27 protein-coding genes are annotated in these 23,393 nt (G+C 58.6%); 19 read left to right on the top strand and 8 right to left on the bottom strand.

Features of this window, described 5'->3' with window-relative positions:
• Positions 1-14: 14 nt before the first annotated feature.
• From AB1576_03170 to dnaA, 7 genes are all read right to left on the bottom strand, one after another.
• Positions 15-2,816 carry a DNA gyrase subunit B gene (locus AB1576_03170; GenBank protein ID MEW6080791.1) on the bottom strand — a complete coding sequence of 934 codons (2,802 nt, stop codon included), beginning with the start codon at positions 2,814-2,816 and terminating at the stop codon, positions 15-17.
• Between the two features lie 29 nt (positions 2,817-2,845).
• Positions 2,846-3,172, bottom strand: coding sequence for an extracellular matrix/biofilm biosynthesis regulator RemA family protein (locus AB1576_03165; protein ID MEW6080790.1), 327 nt, complete (start codon positions 3,170-3,172; stop codon positions 2,846-2,848).
• A complete protein-coding gene (locus tag AB1576_03160) occupies positions 3,169-4,092 on the bottom strand; it encodes a DUF721 domain-containing protein (GenBank protein ID MEW6080789.1) in 924 nt (307 codons plus the stop codon). Before AB1576_03160 ends, AB1576_03165 begins: the two co-directional genes overlap by 4 nt.
• Before the next feature lie 59 nt (positions 4,093-4,151).
• On the bottom strand, positions 4,152-5,264 hold the full coding sequence (gene recF, locus AB1576_03155; GenBank protein ID MEW6080788.1) for a DNA replication/repair protein RecF: 1,113 nt from the start codon (positions 5,262-5,264) through the stop codon (positions 4,152-4,154).
• Positions 5,261-5,494, bottom strand: coding sequence for an RNA-binding S4 domain-containing protein (locus AB1576_03150; protein MEW6080787.1), 234 nt, complete (start codon positions 5,492-5,494; stop codon positions 5,261-5,263). Before AB1576_03150 ends, recF begins: the two co-directional genes overlap by 4 nt.
• 29 nt (positions 5,495-5,523) lie before the next feature.
• Positions 5,524-6,624, bottom strand: coding sequence for a DNA polymerase III subunit beta (gene dnaN, locus AB1576_03145; GenBank protein ID MEW6080786.1), 1,101 nt, complete (start codon positions 6,622-6,624; stop codon positions 5,524-5,526).
• 316 nt (positions 6,625-6,940) lie between these two features.
• Entirely contained in the window at positions 6,941-8,269 is a 1,329-nt protein-coding gene (gene dnaA, locus AB1576_03140; protein ID MEW6080785.1) for a chromosomal replication initiator protein DnaA, read from the bottom strand.
• A gap of 575 nt (positions 8,270-8,844) precedes the next feature.
• On the opposite strand from dnaA, the gene rpmH reads away from it, so the two are divergent.
• The 17 genes from rpmH (at position 8,845) to AB1576_03055 (ending at position 21,595) form a co-directional block, all read left to right on the top strand.
• Positions 8,845-8,979, top strand: a complete 135-nt coding sequence (gene rpmH, locus AB1576_03135; protein ID MEW6080784.1) for a 50S ribosomal protein L34 — start codon at positions 8,845-8,847, stop codon at positions 8,977-8,979.
• 18 nt (positions 8,980-8,997) lie between these two features.
• A complete protein-coding gene (gene rnpA / locus AB1576_03130; protein MEW6080783.1) occupies positions 8,998-9,351 on the top strand; it encodes a ribonuclease P protein component in 354 nt (117 codons plus the stop codon).
• Positions 9,348-9,557, top strand: a complete 210-nt coding sequence (gene yidD, locus AB1576_03125) for a membrane protein insertion efficiency factor YidD (protein MEW6080782.1) — start codon at positions 9,348-9,350, stop codon at positions 9,555-9,557. Before rnpA ends, yidD begins: the two co-directional genes overlap by 4 nt.
• Before the next feature lie 59 nt (positions 9,558-9,616).
• Positions 9,617-10,234 (top strand): YidC/Oxa1 family membrane protein insertase, encoded by a 618-nt coding sequence (locus AB1576_03120; protein MEW6080781.1) that lies wholly within the window; start codon positions 9,617-9,619, stop codon positions 10,232-10,234.
• A 21-nt stretch (positions 10,235-10,255) separates the two neighbouring features.
• Positions 10,256-10,882 carry an RNA-binding cell elongation regulator Jag/EloR gene (gene jag, locus AB1576_03115; GenBank protein ID MEW6080780.1) on the top strand — a complete coding sequence of 209 codons (627 nt, stop codon included), beginning with the start codon at positions 10,256-10,258 and terminating at the stop codon, positions 10,880-10,882.
• 89 nt (positions 10,883-10,971) lie between these two features.
• Entirely contained in the window at positions 10,972-12,336 is a 1,365-nt protein-coding gene (gene mnmE, locus AB1576_03110; GenBank protein MEW6080779.1) for a tRNA uridine-5-carboxymethylaminomethyl(34) synthesis GTPase MnmE, read from the top strand.
• A 7-nt stretch (positions 12,337-12,343) separates the two neighbouring features.
• The gene (mnmG, locus tag AB1576_03105; GenBank protein ID MEW6080778.1) at positions 12,344-14,206 is read left to right on the top strand and encodes a tRNA uridine-5-carboxymethylaminomethyl(34) synthesis enzyme MnmG; all 1,863 of its coding nucleotides are present in this window, start codon (positions 12,344-12,346) and stop codon (positions 14,204-14,206) included.
• 12 nt (positions 14,207-14,218) lie between these two features.
• Complete coding sequence (gene rsmG / locus AB1576_03100) at positions 14,219-14,935, top strand: 16S rRNA (guanine(527)-N(7))-methyltransferase RsmG (protein MEW6080777.1); 717 nt, start codon at positions 14,219-14,221, stop codon at positions 14,933-14,935.
• A gap of 60 nt (positions 14,936-14,995) precedes the next feature.
• Positions 14,996-15,832: a ParB/RepB/Spo0J family partition protein gene (locus AB1576_03095; protein ID MEW6080776.1), complete on the top strand. Its 837-nt coding sequence runs from the start codon at positions 14,996-14,998 to the stop codon at positions 15,830-15,832.
• A 59-nt stretch (positions 15,833-15,891) separates the two neighbouring features.
• Positions 15,892-16,668: an AAA family ATPase gene (locus AB1576_03090; GenBank protein MEW6080775.1), complete on the top strand. Its 777-nt coding sequence runs from the start codon at positions 15,892-15,894 to the stop codon at positions 16,666-16,668.
• Positions 16,646-17,500, top strand: coding sequence for a ParB/RepB/Spo0J family partition protein (locus AB1576_03085; GenBank protein ID MEW6080774.1), 855 nt, complete (start codon positions 16,646-16,648; stop codon positions 17,498-17,500). Before AB1576_03090 ends, AB1576_03085 begins: the two co-directional genes overlap by 23 nt.
• Before the next feature lie 65 nt (positions 17,501-17,565).
• Positions 17,566-18,156: a DUF4446 family protein gene (locus AB1576_03080; GenBank protein ID MEW6080773.1), complete on the top strand. Its 591-nt coding sequence runs from the start codon at positions 17,566-17,568 to the stop codon at positions 18,154-18,156.
• A gap of 89 nt (positions 18,157-18,245) precedes the next feature.
• A complete protein-coding gene (locus AB1576_03075; GenBank protein MEW6080772.1) occupies positions 18,246-19,205 on the top strand; it encodes a M23 family metallopeptidase in 960 nt (319 codons plus the stop codon).
• Between the two features lie 17 nt (positions 19,206-19,222).
• The gene (locus tag AB1576_03070) at positions 19,223-19,615 is read left to right on the top strand and encodes a polymer-forming cytoskeletal protein (protein MEW6080771.1); all 393 of its coding nucleotides are present in this window, start codon (positions 19,223-19,225) and stop codon (positions 19,613-19,615) included.
• A gap of 52 nt (positions 19,616-19,667) precedes the next feature.
• A complete protein-coding gene (locus AB1576_03065) occupies positions 19,668-20,570 on the top strand; it encodes a diacylglycerol kinase family protein (GenBank protein ID MEW6080770.1) in 903 nt (300 codons plus the stop codon).
• 105 nt (positions 20,571-20,675) lie between these two features.
• Positions 20,676-21,335, top strand: a complete 660-nt coding sequence (locus AB1576_03060; protein ID MEW6080769.1) for a phosphoribosyltransferase family protein — start codon at positions 20,676-20,678, stop codon at positions 21,333-21,335.
• An 8-nt stretch (positions 21,336-21,343) separates the two neighbouring features.
• Positions 21,344-21,595: a YkuS family protein gene (locus AB1576_03055; protein MEW6080768.1), complete on the top strand. Its 252-nt coding sequence runs from the start codon at positions 21,344-21,346 to the stop codon at positions 21,593-21,595.
• On the opposite strand, the gene yyaC is transcribed toward AB1576_03055, so the two are convergent.
• Complete coding sequence (yyaC, locus tag AB1576_03050) at positions 21,592-22,194, bottom strand: spore protease YyaC (GenBank protein MEW6080767.1); 603 nt, start codon at positions 22,192-22,194, stop codon at positions 21,592-21,594. The genes AB1576_03055 and yyaC overlap by 4 nt on opposite strands.
• A 92-nt stretch (positions 22,195-22,286) precedes the next feature.
• Between yyaC and AB1576_03045 the strand changes: the two genes are divergently transcribed.
• Positions 22,287-22,646: a hypothetical protein gene (locus AB1576_03045; protein MEW6080766.1), complete on the top strand. Its 360-nt coding sequence runs from the start codon at positions 22,287-22,289 to the stop codon at positions 22,644-22,646.
• 25 nt (positions 22,647-22,671) lie between these two features.
• Positions 22,672-23,388 (top strand): CvpA family protein, encoded by a 717-nt coding sequence (locus tag AB1576_03040; GenBank protein ID MEW6080765.1) that lies wholly within the window; start codon positions 22,672-22,674, stop codon positions 23,386-23,388.
• Positions 23,389-23,393 lie beyond the last annotated feature (5 nt).

Here is a 23,393-nt window from a genome sequence, read left to right as displayed (position 1 = left end):
ACCTGAGCCTCTACTTAACCTATGGTATCCAGGAACCTCACCTTATCGGCGTGGGCTTGGATGAACTCTCTCCGCGGCTCTACCTTGTCACCCATGAGAATGGTGAAGATCTGGTCCGCGTGTAGCGCGTCTCGTACCGTCACCTGGAGCAGCGTGCGAGTCTCCGGGTTCATGGTGGTGCTCCACAGCTGCTCTGGGTTCATCTCTCCCAGGCCCTTGTATCGCTGGATGGTTGCCCCGTCATGCCCAGAGTCATTCAAGTGCTGTTGGAGGGCCTGTTCAGAGTAGAGATACTTCTCCTCTTTCCCCTTCTTTGCGAGGAAGAGTGGGGGCTGCGCCGCGTACACGTAACCCGCCTCGATGAGGGGAGCCATATGGCGGAAGAAGAAGGTCAGGAGAAGGGTTCTTATGTGGGCACCATCGACGTCAGCGTCGGTATTGTGGCAGCATATGCCACCCAGACCCGCGAAGAAGTTCTCGTGGCCCTCTACGGAGAAGTCGTAGACCTGGCTTGTTCCGTGTACCTGCCTTGACGATACCACAGGTGTTGCGATGAGGTCCCCGCCGATGGCGGTGACGTGCGGCGGCTCGGTCTCGGCTCCCGACAGGATGTCTTCCACCCTCCCCTGGTCTGGGTGTCCCGCCCATACGGTCCTAAGGGAGGCCAGGGAATCCCTGCCACGAATGCTCAGCCTGCTGCCGTTCTCACTGATAAGGGGGCTGATCCCTTCTCCAAGCATAAGATAGGCAAGGTGCGAAGCCATTTCCCTGGATCTTGCCGGAAAGTCGATACCCCCGCAGTTGACGGAACCGGAGGCCTGGAAGAGTCCCCTGAGGAAAGCGCGTCTCCCCTCCTGGCTAGATAGGGCAGCGGCGGGGAGATAGCCGCTGTCCTTTCCGCCAAATCCCGCTGCCAGGCCTTTAAGGCTCCCAGGGGTTCCGCCTGGCGTTCCTTGAAAGTCTAACCGGCCCGGGGCGACCAGGAGGTCACCGGGGCGTATCTCGCTTCCCTTGGCCAGCTGTACCATGCCCCCCCGGTAAACGAAGACACTGTGGGAGGACGTGATCCGGACCGACCTTCCGCATGCCGTTGAGACCTCGTGCAGCGGCTCGTGGATGGGGTGCCTGATAACGGAGCAAATGGGCTTGAATACAGACTGGAGTGTCTCAGGGCAGAAACAGGCCACCTCGTAGTCTTGGATGCTCCTGAGGCCATCCAGGCATTCGTCAATGAAAGCGCCAGCGCGGACCGACTCCACCCGCTCTGCCTTCTTGACAAGACAGCACTCGTCCCCGTCCACGCTCATGATTATCACCCGGTGGTAGCGGGCCTTGCTGATGTCAAGCTCCTCCCCGATGCCTGTACCGAGAGCGGTGATGAGCGCCCTGATCTCCTCGTGGCTCAGGATCTTGTCCATGCGGGACTTCTCGACGTTGAGGATCTTGCCCCTAAGCGGCAAGATAGCCTGGAAGCGCCTATCCCGGCCTTGCTTGGCGGAGCCTCCGGCTGAATCCCCCTCAACGAGAAAGAGTTCAGCCAGAGCGGGGTCCTTGACACTGCAGTCGGTGAGTTTTCCAGGGAGAGACGTCACCTCCAGGGCATTCTTTCTCCTCACCAGGTCCCTGGCTTTCCTGGCGGCCTCCCGTGCCCGGGCGGCACTCACCGCCTTCTCCACGATGCGCTTGACCACAGACGGGTGCTCCTCCAGGAATGTAGCCACGCCTTCGCCCGTTACGGAGTTGACCAGACCAGCAACCTCGCTGTTGCCCAGTTTGGTCTTGGTCTGGCCCTCAAATTGCGCGTTCTCCATTTTCACATGGATCACCGCAGTGAGACCTTCCCTGATGTCGTCTCCGGAGAGGTTGGGCTCCGACTCCTTCAGGGCTCCGGTACGCCTGGCGTAGTCGTTGATTACCCTGGTAAGTGCCGTCTTGAAGCCGGCCTCGTGGGTGCCACCCTCATGGGTTCTGATGGTGTTGGCGTAGGATAGGATGTTCTCCACGTAGCCTTGGTTGTACTGCAGGGCGCACTCTATTTCCAGCCCGTTCTTCTGCGTCTTTAGGTAGATGGGCTTGCTATGCAGGACATCCTTGTTCTTGCCAAGGTTCTGAACAAAGGCGGTAATACCACCCTCGTAGCGGTACTGTGTCTTCTCCCCATCCCTCTCATCGTGGAGGGAGATTCTTAGGCCTTGGTTCAAGAATGCCAGTTCCCTCAGTCTCTGGGCAATGATGTCTGCGTTGAATTCTATGGTCTCAAATACTTCGGGGTCCGGCTTGAAGGTTACCTTTGTCCCAGTGGTCTGGGAGGCCCCAGTCCTCTCGAGATCGGTTACGGGATGGCCCCTGCTGTAACGCTGGCAGAACACACCACCGTCCCGCTTGACCTCCACCTGCAGCCACTCGGAGAGTGCGTTGACCACAGATACGCCCACACCATGGAGGCCTCCGCTAACCTTGTAGCCCCCTCCGCCAAACTTCCCTCCAGCATGGAGCATTGTAAGCGCCACTTCCACCGCGGGCCTTCCCACCTTGGGCTGGATCTTCACTGGTATTCCCCGCCCGTTGTCAACGACGGTCACCGAGTTGTCCTTGTGGAGAACGACCTTGATGTCTGTACAGAAGCCGGCAAGAGCCTCGTCAATGCTGTTGTCCACCACCTCAAATACGAGATGGTGAAGTCCCCTGGGGCCGGTGCTTCCCACGTACATTCCAGGCCTCTTCCGGACCGCCTCAAGCCCCTCTAGTACTTGGATCTGTGTCTCATCGTAGTTCTCTTTGAGTTCTTCGCCTAGAGATTTGTCGTTCTCCGGCAAGGTTCTAACCTCCCATTCCCCCGGAACACCTACTCAGTCCCAGTTATCCTCTTCCTCAGTGTCGGAGGTGTAACCGGACATAGGATGACTCCGGCGGAGGTGAAGATGAATGCTTCAGGGGTGCCGCTGGAGACATCCGTAGCCCTCCCCTCGCTTGCTACTACCTCGACAGCCTCTTGTGTGTCTCGGGAGGTCTCCACCGCTGACTTGTGGAGAATAGCCACAATGGACTCGGAGTATATGATCTCGTCTCCTCCAACGTGAACCAGCGTGGGGCTTGCCTCGGGCCTGAGGGTAAGCCGGAATCCTCCGGGAATGCCGTTCTTGTTTTCACGGGTTATCTTCGCTGTCCTCAACTGGAAACCCTCCCCTTCCCCGTATCCCGCGGGCGCGACAACCAGATTTCCACTAGTGTTCCCGCCAGATGCCTTCTCAGATCTTCCTCGGTCAAGTCCCCTGGAGCCTTGCCCGAAGCCAGAAGAGCGAGTCCCAGGGCAGAGTTCCTGGCCTTGGACACCTCTCCAGCCTGGAACCTAGCTCTTGCTTCTTCTTCCCATGCCTTTTTGAGTGTTTCCTTGGCGCACCGGTAAGCTGCGTCCCTCTCCGGTGAGGGGGTCCCCAGCGCATCAGCGCTCAGCCAGGGCTCCATGACAAGCCTCCGGATCATCCCTCTAGTAGATTGCACAAGGTTCTGCTGGCAAAACGGGCACTGGCCTTGCATGACCTCGGGATGGTGTATACCGCATGCGGTACACCTCGGGCAACCTGCTCGTTCTTGTCTCCTGGTAGCCTGTAGGGCCTTAATCAATGCCCTGGTAAATGCCCGCCTGAGGGGGGGTTGGGCCAGCGTACCGGCAGCCTTCTCCGCAACCTCAAGGTCCTCTCTGGTAACGGGTAAAGCCTCCTCGTGCTTAGAGGTGTCCTCCTGGACCACCGGGACGTACCTGGCCGGGGAGAAGTGAATGTCTCTAATGATCCCAGGGCCCAGTTGTTCAGCGAACTTCTTCAGAAAACGGGTACGGAATAGTGTGAGCTGGTGAGCCCAGGCAGCGCTCTCGACTGATACGAACAGGATGCCCTCGCTCACCCTGATGGCCCTGGATTTCTTCGATACGGTGCTGCCAGCGACCTCGGCCCACAGGGATATCGCGCGCTGGGTCTTGAGGTTTGGACCGATCCCAAGGGAGTCCACTACAGGGCCAAGCATATCCCCAAGCCGGGTCATGCCATGCTTGACCCGGCCCCTCGAGGGTGCTCTGCCTGAGCGGGAAGCCAAGGCTATTCCTCCAGTCAATGCCTCACGGGCAGGCCCCTTGTCCGAGGCAAGGCTGCTGTCTACAGGGCGCTAACCTGGCCTCGCCTTACGGAGAAGAGATTCGCATCATTCCCAAGGTCCCCGAGGTCCTCCAGGCTTGTTGTGGTGAGCACCACCTGGGATCTGCCGCTGATAGACCTCACCAGGAACTCCCGGCGCGTGGGGTCCAGTTCTGAGGCAACATCATCAAGAAGTAGCACTGGTCTTTCTCCAGTCTCCGCCTCCATCAGATCAACCTCTGCGAGCTTAAGGCTTAGCACAGTGGTCCTTCGCTGCCCCTGTGAGCCAAAATCCTCCACCAGCGACCCTTCAAGGCAGAACCGGATGTCGTCCCTGTGAGGACCAATGAGGGTTACCCCCCGGGCAATCTCCCGTCTCCTGAAAGCATTCAAGGCCTTCGCCATCGTACTCCGGATCATCCCCGGCTCTTGGTGGTACCCGGCCTTGACGGAGGGTGAATATGCCAAGGTGAGTTTCTCGGGCGTCCCTGCAAGCTCATAGTGGAACTCTCTGGCTCGCTGATCAAGGTCAGATATAACCCTCTGTCTCCTGTGAATGATCTTCGCCCCAGCCTCGGCCAACTGCTCGTCCCAAGTCTCAAGTGCCTCATCAGTAGCGCTCTTACGATCACGCAGAAGGGCGTTTCTCTGTGCCAGGACCCTGTGGTAGGTTACGAGGTACCTGTAGTAGACGGTATCGATCTGGGAGATCTGGCGATCTATGTAGCGCCTGCGGGTTGAAGGCCCTCCCTTGAAGAGGTCCATATCGTCAGGGGAGAACACTACAGTGTTTAGCTTCCCCAGCATGGCTCCGATGCTGGGCTGGGCTAAGCCCTCCACTACTGCTGTCTTGCGTCTCTTCTCACCGCTGTAGCGTAACCCTACCTTGACACTGCAGAGTGCTTCCCTAATCACCGTGGCGCCGGCTGAATAGCCAAGCTGTCCCCACCGGACCATTTCGGCATCGTGGCTACCACGGTGGGACCTGGCGGTGGATAGAAGGTAGGCGGCCTCAAGAATGTTAGTCTTTCCTGCCGCGTTTTCCCCAACGAAAACATTAAGGCCTGGAGCCAGGTCCAAGCGTAAGGTTTCGTAGTTGCGAAAGTCCTGGAGGTAAAGGCTTTCTATCTTCACTTCCTTTTATCCTCACTGCACACTCTGAAGACTCCCAGTCCTCCGGCATCCACCACGGAGCCAACGCTCACCTTACTCGATCTGCGTGTTTCAACGACCCCGTTGAGCTTTATCATGCCTGACTGGATCAGCGTTTTTGCCCTTCCGCCAGTGTCAACCGCTCCGGACCACTTCAGCAAGGCGTCCAGGGCTATGTGATCACCCCTGATGAATACCTCTTCTTCCCGCAATGCGATTTTTCACTTCTTTCCAGGTAGACTCATCCTATCTTCAGAGGCAGCACAAGGTAGACAAAGTCATCATCCCCCGGTGCCTTTATAACCGTTGCCTTGTCGGGGCCAGGCACCTGGACGAGGATGTCGCCGGAGTCAAAGGCCTTCAGTCCCTCAGTAACGTATCGCGCGTTGAAGGAAATCTCCATATCCGAACCTTGTATAAGCCCCTCTATCTCCTCGACCCCCTGTCCCACCGCCGGGGCATGCGCTGAGATGTTTATGCGCCCATCCCTCGCTCGGAGCCTCACAGCGTTGGAGGACTGGGAGACCAGACCAGCCCTGTCCAGCGCATCATGAAGTGCATTTCTCTCTACCGTGAGAACGCTGGCAAAGTCCCTCGGCATAACCCTCTCATACTCCGGGTACTGACCCTCAATCAGGCTGGATGCGAGCCTTGCTCCTCCTACCTCTAATAAAACATTCTTTGGGCCTATGGAGAGGATCCCCGGCTCATCTTCATGGCCCGAACAGAGTCTTGCCATTTCTCCTAGCGCCCTCGAGGGTATTATTGCCTCCACATCTCCGAGGTCACCTCCAAACCGAGCGCTCACCTTGCTGAGCCTGACACCGTCCGTCGCCACCATGTCTATCTTTCCCCTAGATGCCTTGAACAGAACACCCGTGAGGAGTATCCTCGATTCATCCCGGGCGCTGGCAAACACCGTTCGCCTTATGAGGGACCGTATGACCCCTTGAGTTGTCTCAATCTGGGTTAGGTTCTGTGGTGTCTTTAACTCGGGGAACCCTTCCGCGGGAAGGCCGTGTACCACGTAGTGAGCCCCTCCCCATGTGATCTCAGCTAGGGAAGCCTCGCCCACTGCTATCGATACCTCGGTATCCGGCGTCCTGCGCAGCATTTCCGCGAGATACTTGACTGGTAGCACGACCTTGCCTGGCTCCTCTACTCGGGCCGGTGTTTTCCATTCAATACGGATCTGTGTGTCTGTTCCGGACAGTCGCACGTGTTCTTCCTCAGCATCGAGGAGGATGCCGGAAAGGACTGGGACAATAGTCTGTGTTGACACAGCCCGCTGCACTGTCTGGACACCGGTGAGGATGTCGGACTGAGACACGTGAAAGCGCACGCGTGAACCCCCCTTAGGGAAGCCATGGAGTCCTTAATTCGATTGCCACGGGGTTAGTTCCTTTCTAGGTCTAGGGGGACAGGGTCTTAAGCTACTAATGATATTCTTAATAGCTAGAAGTAGTAGTAGTCGTAGGGCCTGTGGATTGTGTGTATAACCCCATGAGATGCTGTATGGAACACCTAGATGCTTGTGCACAATGCTGTGGGAAGTTCCAGTATTAGAATGCTGTGATGTGGGAAAGTCAGGACCGCGGCAGTTATTAACAGGAAAGTCCCCAGGAAACACCCAGGATATCCACCGCGTTATCAACAGGTCATGCCCCCCGGATCCGCATCACGAGGCGGGAGAGAGTGGACTGGAGGGAAGGATCGCCCTTCATGTCAGAGGAGATCTTCTCGCAGGCGTGCATGACGGTGGTATGGTCACGGCCCCCAAATTCCTCTCCAATGCGGGGAAGCGAGCAGTTGGTGAGTTCACGGGATAGATACATAGCAACCTGGCGTGGAAAGGCCACTGCTCTGGTGCGTTTCTTAACCTTCAACTCAGCGACGTCCAGGCCATAGTGATCAGCCACAACCTGCTGGATCAGGGTGATGGTAATGCTGCGGTCGGCACCTGATGGGAGCATGTCCTTCAGAGCGGTATGGGCGAGTTCTAGCGAGATCTCTTGTTTACTAAGAGAGGCATAGGCAACGATCCTGATGAATGCACCCTCCAGTTCCCGGATATTCGAGTCGAACTGGGAGGCAACGAAGCCCATAACGTCATGAGGCATGGCAAGCCCTTCTGCCTTAGCCTTCTTTCTGAGAATCGCTATCCGGGTTTCCAGGTCTGGAGGCTGGATATCCGATGTTAGTCCCCACTCGAACCGGGAGCGAAGTCGGTCCTCAAGAGTGGAGATTTCTTTAGGAGGGCGGTCACTAGAGATTACGATTTGCTTGTTGGCGGCATGCAGCGCATCAAAGGTATGGAAGAACTCCTCCTGCGTAGTCTCCTTCCCAGCAAGGAACTGGATGTCATCCACTAGGAGCACGTCAACGCTGCGATAACGTGCCCTGAAGTCTATGGTCCTGTGGTCCCTGATTGCATTTATTAGTTCATTTGTGAAGGTCTCGGAGGAAGCGTAGACTACGCTGGCAGAAGGTTGCTGCCGGAAGACGAAGTGACCGATGGCATGCATAAGATGGGTCTTGCCAAGCCCGACACCTCCATAGAGAAAAAGGGGGTTATAGGCCTTGGCTGGGGCTTCCGCCACAGCCAGCGCGGCTGCGTGGGCAAATCGGTTAGAGTTGCCCACAACAAAGCTGTCAAAAGTGTACTTAGGGTTCAAGGGCCTAACAACGGTAGAGTTCAGATTTGTGTGGTGATTTAGTGGAGGGGCATCTACATCCTGGGTTGCGGATATCTCCATGGAGGGAGGAACAACAAACTTGAGGTTGATCTCCTTATGAGTTATCTCGTGCAGCACACGTCGAATCAAGGGAGAATAGCGCGATTCCATCCAGTCCTTGGCAAACTCGTTGGCGACGCCGAGCACAATGGTGTCACCGTAGAACGCTAGCGGCTTGGTATTCTTTAACCAGGTCTCGAAACTGGGCTTCAGGAGTTCCTTCTCCATGACTTGCAGGGTTCTGTCCCACATTTCCGTGAGGTCTGGGTTCAAGAGTCCGAGCCCCCCTTGCCATTGAATGTGCAGCCTCGTTTGCGCATACGGGAAATAGCAGGATTCGCTCGGCGGCTTTCATGATCACTATTCAAGTCCGTGGTTAGAAGCGAAAGGCTCGGAAAAGCTCCTGCTACACAAGTGATACGGATCCGGTAACCAGTGAATAGCCTTTAGCGATAGTCCAAGAATGCTGGAGTGCGTCGAATTGGTGTCAGGTTTTGACATTTATAGACCATCAACAAGTTATTCACAGGTTTATTCACAGCTGTGTATAAGTGGAGCGCCTAACTGGGAAACAAGAAAACCCCTGGTAGGGCGAGGCAACCCCAGCTGCCATCGCCGGGGGGCGTCATTGTCGCCATCTAGATGATAGCAGAATCGGCGGGGCATATCAACACGGCCAGGGGTTCGGCCTAGGGATAGGGGAAGGGAGAAGGGCTCAAGAAAAGCGCGCTAGAGTGGGCAATAGCGAGCGGATTTCTTGACTGTAAAATTGGGTTGGGATATAATCTTCGAAGACGTTGAAGGTCTTGGTTTGGGAGGTTCCCGGAATGAAAAGGACATATCAGCCGAAGCGGCGAAAGAGAGCTAGGGTTCACGGTTTTCGCAGGAGGATGAGGACCCCGTCCGGGCGAAGGGTTCTCAGGGCTAGGAGAGCCAAGGGTCGCAAGCGACTGACCGCCTGAAACCGTAGGCGGTCAAAGATGTTAAGGAAGAACTTGCGCCTGCGGAGGCCCGGCCAGTTTCGCAGTGCGTGTTCGTCGGGGGACAGGTACGTGGATGCGGCCTTTGTGCTGTACGTGCGGGGTGTACCGCACGGTGGCACGAAGGTAGGTTTCGCTGCGGGCAAGCGTCTTGGAGGCGCGGTGACCAGGAACCTCTTGAAGAGGCGTTGCCGGGAGGCCTTCCGGCCTCTAGTTGATTATCTGGAAGACAACGTGCACGTTGTTGTCGTAGTGAGAGGCGCTGCGAGAGCGTTGAAGCCGGGTCAAATTCGTGAGAGACTATGCCCGCTGCTTAGGCAGGCCGGGGTGCTTAAGGAGGGTGGCTCGGATTGAAATCGCTGGTGGTGGGGGCCATAGGCTTGTACCGGCGTTTCTTGTCCCCAATCAGGCGGCCGAGTTGCCGGTTCTACCCGAGCTGTTCACAGTACGCCCTTGAATCTGTGGAGAAACACGGGATCCGGCGAGGACTCGGCCTCAGCGCCATGCGGCTATTGAAGTGTGGTCCGTGGAACCCGGGAGGGTATGATCCGGTCCCCTGAGTATATGGAACCCGGAATAATGGCAGTAGTAGTGAGGATGGGAAAAGGAGGTATTTCCCTTGCTTGATGGAATTGGCAGGGTTCTGATGCAGGGGATCGAGCAGTTCTACAGCTGGACAGGCAACTACGGGGTCGCTATCATATTGCTTACCATTGCCATACGGACGCTGCTATTGCCTCTTACGCAGTCGCAGGTGCGGTCGATGAAGAAGATGAGGGATCTCAGCCCCAAGGTGGAAGAACTCAAGAAGAAGTATAAGAACGACCAGCCGCGTCTGAACAAGGAAACCATGGAATTGTATAAGGCCAACAAGGTTAATCCTCTGGCCGGGTGTCTCCCCTTGCTCCTGCAATTCCCGTTCATAATCGCCCTGTTCAGAGTGCTGGAGAATTATCCCTACCAAGGGCCATCGAACTTCCTGTGGCTGTCAAACCTAGGTCTTCCTGATCCCTTCTACATCCTGCCGGTACTTGCAGCGGTCACCACTTTCTGGCAGTCCAAGGTGTCCAGCATGGGTGGGCAAGAGGGCGCGCAGGCGACGATGCTCTACGCAATGCCGCTATTGATAGGGTGGTTCAGCACGCGTTTTGCCGCAGGCCTTTCGCTGTACTGGGTGGTGGGCAACTTGTTTGGGGTGGCCGAGCAGTATGTGATCGGGATGAAGAAGGCGGACTAGAGGGAGGTGCTGGCTTTGGTTATGAAGGCCATTGAGGCCAGGGGAAAGACGGTCGAAGAGGCCATTGAGACTGGTCTAAACGAGTTGGGGCTTCCAAGGGACCGGGTAGATGTGGAGGTCATCGAGGCACCGGCGAAGCCGCTCTTCGGGCTCATTGGCGGGAAGGAAGCCGTCGTGAAGATCGTGCCCCGCTGCGAGGACAAAGACCGGTTCGCCATGGACTTTATCGAGGAGGTCCTTGGGGCCATGGGCGTGAAAGTAACTATCAAGGCCAGCGCCGGTGAGGATTCGATTGCAGTGGATATCGAGGGCGAAGAGGCAGCCTTACTCATTGGGCGCAGGGGACAGACGTTGGATGCCTTGCAGTACCTTGTGAATGTGGCCGCCAGCCGGGCCTGTGGAGAGAAGGCCAGGATCATCCTGGATGTAGAGGGTTACCGGAAACGGCGGGCCAGGAGCCTGGAGCGGCTAGCTGAGCAAATGGCGGATAGGGCAGCCCGGACAGGCCGTAGGGTGGTTCTGGAGCCCATGACGGCTCACGAGCGAAAGATAGTACATATGACGCTGCAGTCCAACTCCAGGGTGACTACGGCTTCTGAGGGAGAGGAGCCGTACCGCAGGGTTGTGATCAGCCCAGAAATGAGCTAAGGGCGGACGAGTCAGGCTACCCCGAAGCCCAATCCTGCTTGCTCAGGGACGTGGGCTCGGGGTTATGTGTATTATGAGGAGGTTAGGCCGTGCCTGACACGATAGCGGCGATAGCCACTGCGCCCGGGATCGGCGGCATCGGCATTGTGAGGGTGTCCGGTCCTGAGGCAATTCCCCTGGCTGTCCGGGTCTTCAGGGGCAGGAGGTCACCCCGGGAGGCGCCGTCGCACAGCCTTTCCCTGGGATGGGTGGTGGATCCAGGCACCGGGAAGAGGATTGATCAGGTACTGTTAGCAGTGATGAGAGGCCCTCGGACCTACACGGGGGAGGACGTTGTGGAGTTTCAGTGTCACGGGGGCAGCGCCGTCCTCGGCGCGGTCCTGCAAGCCCTGGCCAGTGGAGGCGCGCGGGTGGCCCAGCCCGGGGAATTCACCAGGAGGGCCTTTCTGAACGGCAGGATTGACCTGGCCCAGGCGGAGGCGGTGCTTGACATCGTGAACGCCAGGACGCCCCAGGGCCTTGATGTGGCCATTAGGCAGGTTGAGGGAGGGCTATCCCGCAAGGTGCAGAGGGTGCGCGACATCATTCTAGATGCGCTGGCCCTGGTGACTGCCGGAACGGACTTCTGCGATGACGTTGAAGGGCCGGACCTCCAAGACGTGAAGGCCTGCTGCGTACTGGCCCGTGGGGAGATCGAGGGGATGCTGTCCACGTTTGCGACGGGCCGGGTAATGAGGGACGGGGTTAGAGTTGCGATCCTGGGGAAGCCGAACACAGGCAAGTCATCCCTCTTGAATGCCTTGCTGCGGAAGGACAGGGCCATCGTCACGGCAAAGGCGGGCACGACCAGGGATGTAATCGAAGACGCAGCGAACATTAAGGGCATACCCGTGGTGTTCTTGGACACGGCAGGCTTGAGGGAGACCACGGACGAGATAGAAGGCCTGGGGGTCCAAAGGAGCAGGGATGCCATGGCGTCAGCAGACGTTGCCCTGGTGGTGCTGGACGACTCAACGGGAATAAAGAGCGAGGATCGCCAGGTACTCGAGCTGACGAGGGACATGAACAGGGTGATTGTGGTGAATAAGGCGGACCTGGGGTCTAAGCGCGTGGACATTGATTCCCTCAGGTCGGAGACGGGAAGGCCAGTCATCCAGGTATCGGCACTCCTCGGGACTAATATTGCGGGTCTGGAAACTGCCATTAAACAGGCAGCGGTGCCTCGGGGCTGCTCCTCGGAGGTCTTGGTCTCCAATGTGAGACACGGGAGAGCTCTGGAGAAGGCCGGAGAGTGCTTGGAGCGGGTCCTGGGTGCCCTGGATTGTGGCATGCCTCTGGACATCGCATCACTGGATCTTGAGGCGGCTGCCAGGGTCCTGGGAAAGATTACTGGGGAAAGCGTCACCCAAGAGGTGCTTGAGAGGATCTTTTCACAGTTCTGCGTAGGGAAGTAGGGTATACATGGACAGTGAGATTGTGGTCGTGGGAGGGGGACATGCGGGCTGCGAGGCGGCGCTGGCCGCCAGTCGCATGGGGCGTGAAACCGTTCTCGTCACCATGAACCGGAACTCCATAGCATTAATGCCCTGCAATCCTGCCATTGGTGGGCCTGGGAAGGCCCAGCTGGTACGGGAACTGGATGCACTAGGGGGGCAAATGGCGGTCTGCGCAGACCGGAGCTCACTGCAGAGCAGGATGTTGAATACCGGGAAAGGTCCAGCCGTGCAGGCGTTAAGGGTTCAATGTGATAAGGCGGCGTATTCCAGGGAGATGCGCAGCACCCTGGAGGCCCAGGAAAGGCTGGGAATTGAAGAAGACGCGGTGGAGGGGGTACTGGTGAAGGGGCGCCGGGTGACCGGCGTTATGCTGGCGTCAGGCCGACAGGTCCAGTGCGCGAAAGTGGTGCTCACTACCGGTGTCTACATGGAGAGTCGAGTAATCGCCGGAGAGGAGAGCCGGCTGGAAGGGCCAGGGGGGGAGAAATCCAGCAAGGAGCTGGCTCGTGCCTTGCGGTCCCTGGGCTTGGGCCTTGCACGGTTTAAGACAGGGACATCCCCCAGGGTGCTCCGGGATAGTGTCGACTTCAGCCTGCTGATGCCCCAGTGGGGAAGCGATCCCCCCGTGGCCTTCTCCTTCATGTCCCAGGCCATCCTGAGGCCGCACCTTCCCTGTTGGCTTACCCACACGAATGAGCGCACCCATAGGAAGATAAGAGACAATCTCCACAGGGCGCCACTGTTCACCGGTGAGATCAAGGGCAGGGGTCCCAGGTACTGTCCCTCAATTGAGGATAAGATTGTCCGGTTCGGAGACAGGCCTGCACACCAGGTGTTTCTTGAGCCTGAGGGAGAGTCGTCGGGCGAGATGTACCTTCTTGGGCTGTCGACGAGCCTTCCTGTGGAGGTCCAGGAGGAAATGGTACGCACGGTCAGGGGATTGGAGGATGCGGTGATATCCAAGCCGGGATATGCCATTGAGTATGATTGCCTGGTGCCCACCCAGCTGACCCATGCGCTTGAGGTTGAAGGCTTCGATGGGTTGTATTGTGCTGGGCAGATTAACGGGACATCGGGGTACGAGGAGGCTGCTGCCCAGGGGTTGCTGGCTGGGATTAACGCGGCGAGGGCAGTGGCGGGGAGGCCAGCCTTTGTACTGGACCGCTCCGAGGCCTTCATTGGGGTTCTAGTGGACGACTTGGTGTCCAAGGGGACCGCTGAACCCTACAGGATGTTGACTTCCCGGGCTGAGTACAGGCTGCTCCTGCGGCAGGATAACGCGGATCTGCGGTTGACGGAGAGAGGGTTTGAAGTAGGTCTCGCCAGTGAGGAAAGGGTGCGGGCGACCCGGGAGAAATCCCGTCTCATTGCCGAGGGAAAGGAACGGCTGGCCAGGAGACAGGTGAGATCTGCAGATGTGGAGGCACTGCTCAGGGCAAGGGACAGCAGCCCTGTTCACGGGGGGATATTGCTGAAAGACCTGTTAAGCCGCCCGGAGATCCAGATTGAGGATCTCATCGCCCTGGACGATTCCCTGGGGCGACTACCTGGGGAGGTTTTATACCAGCTTGCTGTGGAGACTAAGTACGCCGGTTACATTGGCAGGCAAAGGGATGAGGTGGCCCGGTTCCGGAGGCTTGAGGGGCGCCTCATTCCTCCGGATATGGACTATGGGGCGGTAGAGGGATTATCTTATGAGGCAAGACAGAAACTCTCTGCTATTAGGCCGGCGTCGGTAGGGGAGGCCCTAAGGGTTTCTGGGGTGTCTCTTGCCGACGTTGCCTTGGTACTTGCTGCCTTGGGCCACTGTGGGAGGAAGGACTCCTGAGGGAGGGCAGGGATGGCTAAGGGGGTTCGAGAGTTGCTGGACCGGGCGGCGTCGGAGGTGGGTTTGGCCCTCCAGGATCCGGTCTCGGCCGAGATCGCGCAGTTTCTGGATATGTTTATGGAACACAGGGATCTCCTGGGACTGATGGCGCCAGTCGGCTGGCGAGAGCTGGTTTACCAGCATGTCATGGATGCGCTTCTTGGCACATCCGTGCTTAACCCCATGCCCGGGGAGCGGGTGATAGACGTGGGAAGCGGTGGGGGTTTCCCGGGTGTTCCCCTGGCGGTGGCTAATCCTGGTGTTAGGGTGACGTTATTGGAGGTGAGCAGGAAGAAGGCGGGCTTTCTGAGGCGTGCCTGTGCCGCCTTCTGTGGTCGAGTTGAGGTGGAGTGCGGGAGGGCGGAGGATGCTGGCCGTGCCGGTCTACGTGGTGCCTTTGATTGCTGCGTCAGCCGGGCTGCCGGCCCAATGCCAGCTGTGCTGGAATGGTGCCTTCCCCTGGTGAGAGTGGGAGGCCGGGTTGGACTCTGGAAGGGTCCGGACCCATACGGGGAGGTGAAAGCGTCAGCCCGCGCCCTGGAAGTCTTGGGAGGGAGGCTGCACACGGTACAGCTGTATGAGCTGCCGGGGGGGTACGGGTGTCGCAGCGTTGTAATGGTGCAGAAGGAGGCTGTGACTCCAGAGATGTATCCTAGGAGAGCGGGGGTCCCGGAAAAGCGGCCACTATAGAAGGAACGAGACATAAACCTGGCGAACATACCCAGAGAGATCGCTGGAAGGGTGATGGGTGTGGCCAGGAACTGGCTGCGTTCGATGGGAAGGGGTGTGGTAGAGGAGGTCATCGAGGTTCCCATCGACCAGATTGTGTTCAACCCCTACCAGCCCCGGAAGGAGTGCAGCGAGTCTGGACTTGAGGACTTGGCAAAGTCCATTAAGGAGCACGGAGTGCTTCAACCGGTAATCCTTAAGCGGCTGGGTAAGGGCTATGAGCTGGTGGCTGGGGAGCGGAGGGTCAAGGCGTCCAGGAAGGCCGGTCTTAAGAGCATACCCGCTATCGTAAGGTGCTACGATGAGCGCGAACAGGCGCTCATGGCTCTGGTTGAGAACCTCCAGCGTGAGGACCTGAACCCCCTGGATGAGGCTGAGGCCTACAACAGAATGCTTCAGGAGATAGCGATGACCCAGGAGGAGCTGGCTAGGAAGGTTGGGAAGAGCCAGTCCACCGTGGCGAACAAGCTCCGGCTCTTGAAGCTGCCGCCAGAAGTGAGGACGGCGCTGGCAAAGGAATCCCTGACCGAGAGGCATGCCCGGGAACTCCTGAGGCTGCGCACCCCGGAACAGCAGGTTGAGGTCCTCCGGGAGATAGAGGCAAGGTCCCTTACGGTTCAGGAGACGGAGGTGCTGGTCTCCGGATTGGTGAAGCGCCCCGTTGAGCAGGGGGGTACACACGGGAGGGGCCGCCGGCTGGGCATATACCGTGATCTCCGTATATTTATGAATTCCTTTCGCCAAGTGGTGACTACCTTGAGGAAGTCGGGGGTGGGGGCTGTTCTTGAGGAGGAGGAAGACGCGGACTTTGTCTATGTGAGGGTGAGGATACCCAAGAATCGCGGTGTTGAAGGGTAGCAAGGGATGGGCAGGGCAGGAGTGGGAGATCTGCGAGGGCGGACGTGTGGGGTGAAATGGTGGCTAGGACCATTGCCATAGCGAACCAGAAGGGCGGAGTGGGGAAGACCACCACCGCAGTTAACCTGTCAGCCTACATGGCTGATCTGGGGAAGAAGGTTTTGGTCGTGGACATCGATCCCCAGGGGAATACCACGAGCGGCCTGGGGCTTGACAAGCGGAAGGTTTCCTGCTCTGTGTATGACGTGATACTGGGGGAGGCCACAGCCGAAGAGGCCATAGCGACTACCTCGGTTCGGAATCTCTTCATCATGCCGGCCAATATAGATCTTGCCGGTGCGGAGATCGAGCTCGTGCCCGCCATGTCAAGAGAACGAAAGCTGAAGACAGGGCTAGCCCCAGTTATGGGGCATTATGACTTTATCTTGATCGATTGTCCCCCGTCGCTTGGCCTTCTGACCATTAACGCCCTGACGGCGGCCGATTCGGTACTGGTTCCCATCCAGTGCGAGTACTATGCGCTGGAGGGACTGGGACAGCTCATGAGCACCATAAGGCTTGTCCAGAACCACTTGAATCCCCCCCTGGAGGTGGAAGGAGTGCTGCTCACGATGTTCGATGGGCGGACCAACCTGTCTATTCAGGTGGTTGAAGAGGTCAAGAGGTTTTTCAAGGGCAAGGTGTACTCCACCATAGTGCCTAGGAACGTACGGTTGAGCGAGGCGCCAAGCCATGGAAAGCCCATCTTGACCTACGATGCGAAGTCCAGGGGCGCCGAGGTGTATGAAGAACTCGCCAAGGAAGTGATTGCTGGTGGCGAAGCGGGGGCTAGGTAGGGGGCTTCACGCACTAATACCCGAATTCGGGCTGGACCCGGCAGGTAGCAGTGGGGTACGTGAGGTTGCCGTAGAAAGCATACGGCCGAATCCTTACCAGCCGCGACAGACCTTCGATCCGCAGAAGATGGAGGAACTCGTGGCATCCGTCAGGGAGCATGGGGTAGTTCAACCCGTGCTGGTCAGGAGACTCGGAGATGGCTACCAGCTGGTGGCGGGGGAGAGGAGACTGCGCGCCGCGAGGATGGCGGGCCTTGAGACGGTACCAGTGGTGGTTCAGGAGTTCTCGGAGTCGCAGATGGTTGAGATTGCCCTCATCGAGAACCTGCAGAGAGAGGACTTGAACTGTATTGAGGAGGCCCGGGCGTATCGCCAGCTAATCGATGAGTTCAACTTCACTCAGGAAACACTGGCGCAACGGATGGGGAAGAGCCGGCCAGAGGTGGCCAACACGCTGAGGCTTCTCAACCTTGAGGCCGATATCCAGGACATGCTGAGTGGCAGGGAGATTTCCTATGGTCATGCGCGGGCGCTGCTGGCTATTGATGGCGCGGCCCGCAGGGAGCTGGCAGCATCCATAGCCCGGGGCGGGCTGTCGGTGCGAGAGGCTGAACGCCTGAGCCAGCGCATTGCTAAAGGAGGGAAGGGAGGAGCCAGGCATAAGCGAGATCCCCTCATTGAGGATGCGGAGGAGAGGTTGCGCATGTGCCTGGGAGCCCCAGTACGCATAGAGCACGGGCGGCGCAAGGGACACATTACCATTGAGTACTATGGCAACGAGGACCTAGAACGATTGCTCGAGGCAATATTGAAACCTGTCGAGCACCGCTAACTGTTTCACGTGAAACAGGATCGGTCGTCCCCTGCTACGCCTGCTTCAGACTAGGGGGGAAATCCTTGGGGGCTTACTGGACCATCACAAACACCTACGGCATGGAAGTCCTCGCCGTCCTATCTGCAACGGCGGCGGTCCTATCCGTGGGCTTCCTGGCGCTCCTGGTGCGGCAGAACCGCCTGGCGGCGCGACTCAGGCTCTTCATGGGCTCCGGGGCTCCCGCCGATCTAGAGCAGCTCCTGGTGTCCAACCAGAACTCCCTGGCCCAGTCCAGGGATCGTATAGAGAGACTGGAGGCCTGTGCGGATTCCCTGGACGCGCTGGTTGCCGGGCACCTGCTTGGCCTAGGGATGGTGCGTTTCCAGGCCTTTTCGGATACCGGGAGCGACCTCAGCTTTGCCCTGGCCTTGATAAACGGTGCCGGGGATGGCGTGGTTATGTCCAGTCTCTACGGGCGGGAGGAGTCAAGGAATTACGCCAAGCCTGTATCAGGGGGCAATTCATCCTACCACTTAACGGAAGAGGAGCGGACTGCCATACAGAAGGCCTGGGAACAGCACCCAAGGGGGCGCGGCAATGCGGTAGGCAGCACCCCTGGCGGCCTTCGCGAAAAAAAGGGACAGGCTGGAAGGAAAATCGCCCCTTTGGGTTGAATAAATACACCCCACTAGACTGATGACGGCAGGCATTGCCGGGGCCCCTCCCAGTACTGGCTTTCGTATCATTTTGAGGAGGGCAAGCCATGCCAGGGAAGAAAGGCCGTTTCACCCTGTTCATTGTCCCCCACTCATCCAGCAAGGTTTGGTCGATAAGGTTTAGTAAGGCCCATCTAGGGTGTATCGCAGCCGCTACGGCAGCGTTTGCACTGACCCTGTGCGTCTTGGGCTCGAACTACCTTCAGATGCTTGGGCTTATGCCCGAGCTTACATACTTGCGGGAGGTTGCCGCCTGCCAGCGGCAGCAAATCAACGCGCTGGTTATGGAGGCCCACTCTATCCAGAGGGAGATCGAGGGGATCGCTTCCCTCGACCGCCAGGTACGACACCTCCTGGGTACCGTCAGCCTCACCCCTGGCAAGGAGGCCCCGGAGGTGAGGATGGCCTCGGTAGGTGGCCCCACCGCGGCGGCATCATTGGCCAAGGCGCCCGTACTTGACTCGACCCTTTCCAAGGACCAGGGGGCCGGTTCGCTAGCCTTGGGGAGCATGGCGTTAATGCACTTAGAGGATTTAAGAGGAGGAATTCCCCAGATTGAACAGGGCTTGCAGGAATCCCGCGACGGCTTAGCCGAGCTCCAGGCTGAGCTCAGGGCGTATCCGTCGATATGGCCCGCCCCAGGAAGAGTCACCTCCGGCTTCGGGTATCGCCGCTCCCCCTTTGGCTGGGGCACAGAATTTCACGGTGGCATCGACATCGCGTCCGCCTACGGGACTCCCATCGTGGCGACCGCCGATGGCGAAGTGGTATTCAACGGCTACAGGGCGGGGTACGGAAACACCATTGTCATCGACCACGGGTACGGTTATAGGACGCTGTATAGCCATAACGCACAGAACCTAGTGAGTGTTGGGGCTCAGGTCCCCCGTGGACAAGCCATTGCCCTAATGGGAAGATCGGGGAGAACCACGGGCCCCCATGTCCACTATGAGGTCCACTATATGGGGCAAAGGGTCAATCCCAAACCCTACCTGCAGGCACCCTGAACTCTGGAGGGCGGTTTATGCTAGGGCGCAAAGAAGGTACCCCCTCAGACAAGATGGATACCATCGTTGGCAAGGACACCGAGATCAAGGGGACCGTTATTGCCAGTTCCGGTCTTCGGATAGACGGGAAGATGGAGGGGGAAATCCACAACAAAGGGGATGTGGTTGTCGGTAAGGGGGCGCGTGTTCGTGCGTCTATCAAGGCCCGTCACCTTACCCTGGCTGGTGATGTCGAGGGGAACATAGACTTGTCCGGCAAACTGGAGATCGAAAGCACCGGGCGCCTAAAGGGCGATATCAAGGTGGCGGCTCTCATCATAGCAGATGGGGGGTTTTTCGACGGTTCGAGCAAGATGGCTAAGGAATTAGAAGATGCCAGCCACGCGGTAGCACGCGGGCATAAAGACTAAGAGACTTTCCCCAACGCACTAAGCAGGGAGAGCCGTCACAGGAGGCCACCGAGTGAATGCAATCTTCATAGTTAACCCTGCGGCCCATGGGGGTAAGAGCGTCAAGGTGTGGTCCCTGCTGGACCGCATTCTTGCGAGTAGGGGATTGCCCCGAGACGCCATATTCACCCAAGCCCCCCTCCATGCCACAGAAATCGCCCGGGCCGCCGCTGGTGAAGGGGCCAAGAAAGTCTTCGCCGTCGGGGGAGATGGCACGGTTCAGGAGGTCGCTAACGGCCTCGCGGGTTCAAGATCCGTCCTGGCACCCATACCGGCGGGCAGGGGCAATGACTTCGTCAGGGCGCTGGGCCTGCCAGCTAATCCCGTAAGGGCCCTGGAGGCCGGGATGAATGGTTCCTCGAGGCAGATTGACCTGGGATGGGTTGAGGCAAGTAGCGGAAGGCGGTATTTTGTCACCATCGCTAGCGTGGGCTTCGATGCTGAGGTTGCCCAAGAGGTGGCAAGGGGAGCAAAGCGACTGGGCGGAACCCTGACCTACCTTGCGGGTCTCGTCAAGACCTTGGCGCGATACCAGGCGTACCAAATTGAGCTGGGCCTCGAAGACCAGCTTCCAGTCAAGATGACTGCCCTCTTCGTTGCAGTGGGAAACACTCCCTACTACGCAGGCGGCATGAGGATGGTGCCCGGTGCCCGGCCCGATGATGGTATCCTCGACCTATGCCTATGCGGAGGTCTCACCAGGTTTGAAACAGTAAAGTCGCTGCCCTTGGTCTACCTGGGGATACACGGAAGGCACCCAAAGGTTTCCTTTATGAAGACGACCCAAGTCACGGTCACCTCCAACCAGCCCCTGACGGTTCAGGCAGATGGAGAGGTAGTGGGGAGGTGTCCTGTCTCCTTCGGCGTTGCCCCTTCGGTGCTTAGAGTGGCGTCCACGGGTCATGGGCCCCAGTGATTAGTGAGCATGGCACCCGCGCCCCAAAACAGCTGGCGGTCCTGAGATCCCGCCCCGTCTTGACGGGTTGCAGCAAGGAGTGAGCGCGGGTACTACAGGGGGGTGGTGATCCTGCTCTACAGCGATCGTCACGAAGCCGGTGAAAGACTCGCGGAGCTCCTGCAGGACCTATCTAGACAGAACCCAGTGGTACTGGGTGTTCCTCGAGGTGGAGTCGTGGTCGCAGCCCGCGTTGCCCACAGGCTCACGGCTCCGATGGATGTTGTGATTTCGCGGAAGATCGGGGCTCCGGGAAACCCCGAACTAGCAGTGGCGGCAGTAACCCCCGATGGTGATGTGTTCACCGACCCTAGGCTCGGCGGCATCTACCGGCCAAACCAAGACTACCTGCAACATGCAGCTGAAACTGAACGCCAGGAAATCCAGCGGAGACTTGCCCTGTACAGGGGTAAGCGCCCCGCGATCACCTTGAAGGACCGCGCGATCATTGTCGTGGATGATGGCGTAGCCACCGGCCTCACCATGGCGGCATCCCTGAGCTGGGTGAAGAGGCAGTCCCCTGCCTCCCTTGTCCTGGCGGTGCCGGTGGCCCCCCCATCTACGCTGAGACATCTAGAGGGTTTCGTGGACAGGGCCGTGTGTCCCCTCACCCCTGCCGGATTCTACGCCGTGGGGCAGTTCTACCGTTTCTTTGACCAGACCCCTGACGAAGAGGTGATAAGGCTCCTCTCACTGCATAACTCCCCCGGGCGATACCAAGACTAACCTGGGGGGTGGTCAACCTGCGAAGACTGGTTGCCGTTGAGGCTGGGCTCGGGCCCGTCAAGGATGAGCTGGAGGAACGAGGGTTTACCGTGACAACCCTGGAGGAACCGGGCTGGAGGCGAGCGGATGCCATCGTTGTGGGAGGCATCGACTCCAACCTCGCGTCTTTTCAGGAGGCCAGCATAGCAGGTCCAGTCGTGCTGGCGGCAGGGAAGACACCTGAGGAGGTCGCGGACGAGATCTCCACCCGGCTGGGCTAGCGGTTAGATCTGGAAGACCGCATGGCACCGTCTAGATGCGGGGATGCCATTACCAGCGAGGCCGAGATGATCTCGGCCATTTTTACTACCAAGCTGAGACGAGTGCTCTGCAGTACCGCGTACTCCATGAAGCCTCCCACGTTTACAGTGCCAGTGATGAACATCTGGCCAACAGTGGGCAGGTCCTTGTTAACCGCAGCGCCAGGCCTTAACGGGCCCTTTCCCACCGCGACGGTCCCGACATGCTCAGGGCTCCCCAATGACGCATCAACCGCTACGAGAAAAGGGCTCTTCCACCTGGCGCGGAGTCCGGACAGGACATCCATCAGGTTGATGGCGTGTACCGGTTCGTCCAAGGTGCCCCAGACCCTCTCGTCCAGGAGTCTAGATGCTTGAAGCCTGGACCCGACCAAGGGCCCGAGGGCATCCCCCGTGGAGCGGTCCGACCCAATGCACAACACGACGCAGGGAGAACACTGGCCTCGCATGTCCTCGGCCAGCATCCTAATGGCCCTTGTCAGCCTGTTTACCACCTGGGGATGGGCTACTGGAACACGCTGAACAACTACCTGTTTTCCAGTACTCTCCGCGTGGGACATGGGCATCCTCCTGGTCCCGAGCCTGTGTACCGCCTTTCAAGTATATGGTATAGTGATGTTGGGTATGCTCCAGTTCCCGTAAGGAGGTCCCAGTGAAGCACTCAGGCCTGTTCGTCATTCTCTCAATGGGCGTAGCGGCCGCCAGCGTTCTCGGGGTGACCGGTTTTGTGAGGCATGCCGGAGGCCCCCTGTGGTGTGAAAGCCTAGCAGCTTTCCTGGCCGCGAAGCTGGCAGGCGATGCAGTCGGCGTGCTACGCAGGACCGCCCAGACTTTCTTCTACGAGGATTTCTTGAAGGAGGCGGCAATATACATTTCCGGGGGGATTTTGTCCGTCGCCGCCATTGTCCTCGCGGAGAGATTCATAGGTGGGTCAGTGCGCCCGGCCTTTCCGGCCTTGGGCATGCACGCGGTGTTCCTCCTGACAAGGGCTGCGTCGGGGAAACCGCTATAGACCCAACAGGAAGGAGGTCATCACGTTGAACTGGATAGACACCGCGATCCTGGGTTGCCTGGCCTTCGGGGCTGGCATCGGATGGTTCCGGGGGTTCATCAAGATGGCCTTGGGAATCATCGGTCTCTTTGCGGCACTTCTAGCGGCCGTTTTCGGATCCGGCCCGCTCACCGCTTGGGCTGAACGCTCGCTGGGGCTCACCGACGTGACCAGCTCCGCCATTTCCAGTCACCTGGACATCCCCGCCAGCGCAGGAGAGATCAGGGCCCTCCCGCCATCCCCAGAGGGCTTTGGCGAGGTTCTCTCCGGCCTAGGGCTACCCTCCATTCTCTCAGGAACCTTCCACAAGTTTCTTGATGCCCTGTGGATCCTGCAAGGTCCGGGGGAGCACCCATCGCTGGGGGCCTTCATCCTGGAGGGGATGTCTCATATGGTCCTGGTATCCTTGGCGTTCTTCCTAATCTTCGTGGCAGTGCGCTTGGCCATATGGTTTCTCGCCAGCGGTCTCACAACCACCGTGAACGCGAGTTTCCTGGGCTCTGTAAACCGAAGCCTGGGGGTACTCCTAGGATTGGCTCAGTATACCCTGCTCATATCGATCCTGGCCGGCTTTGCCACAGCGCTAGGTGCCATAATGCCCTCGAGTGGTCTATGGGGAGCCATGGCAGCCTCTCGCCTGGTTCCCTTCTTCCTGCCGGTGTTCTCGTCGCTAGTGTCCTTTGCCAGCAGTTTCTGGGGTTGAATGGA

It is taken from the genome of Bacillota bacterium (assembly GCA_040754315.1).
In the GTDB taxonomy this organism is placed as follows: domain Bacteria; phylum Bacillota; class Sulfobacillia; order DUSP01; family JBFMCS01; genus JBFMCS01.
The sequence above is the reverse complement of the archived record's forward strand: the minus strand, read 5'-3'. Positions and strand labels throughout refer to the sequence as shown.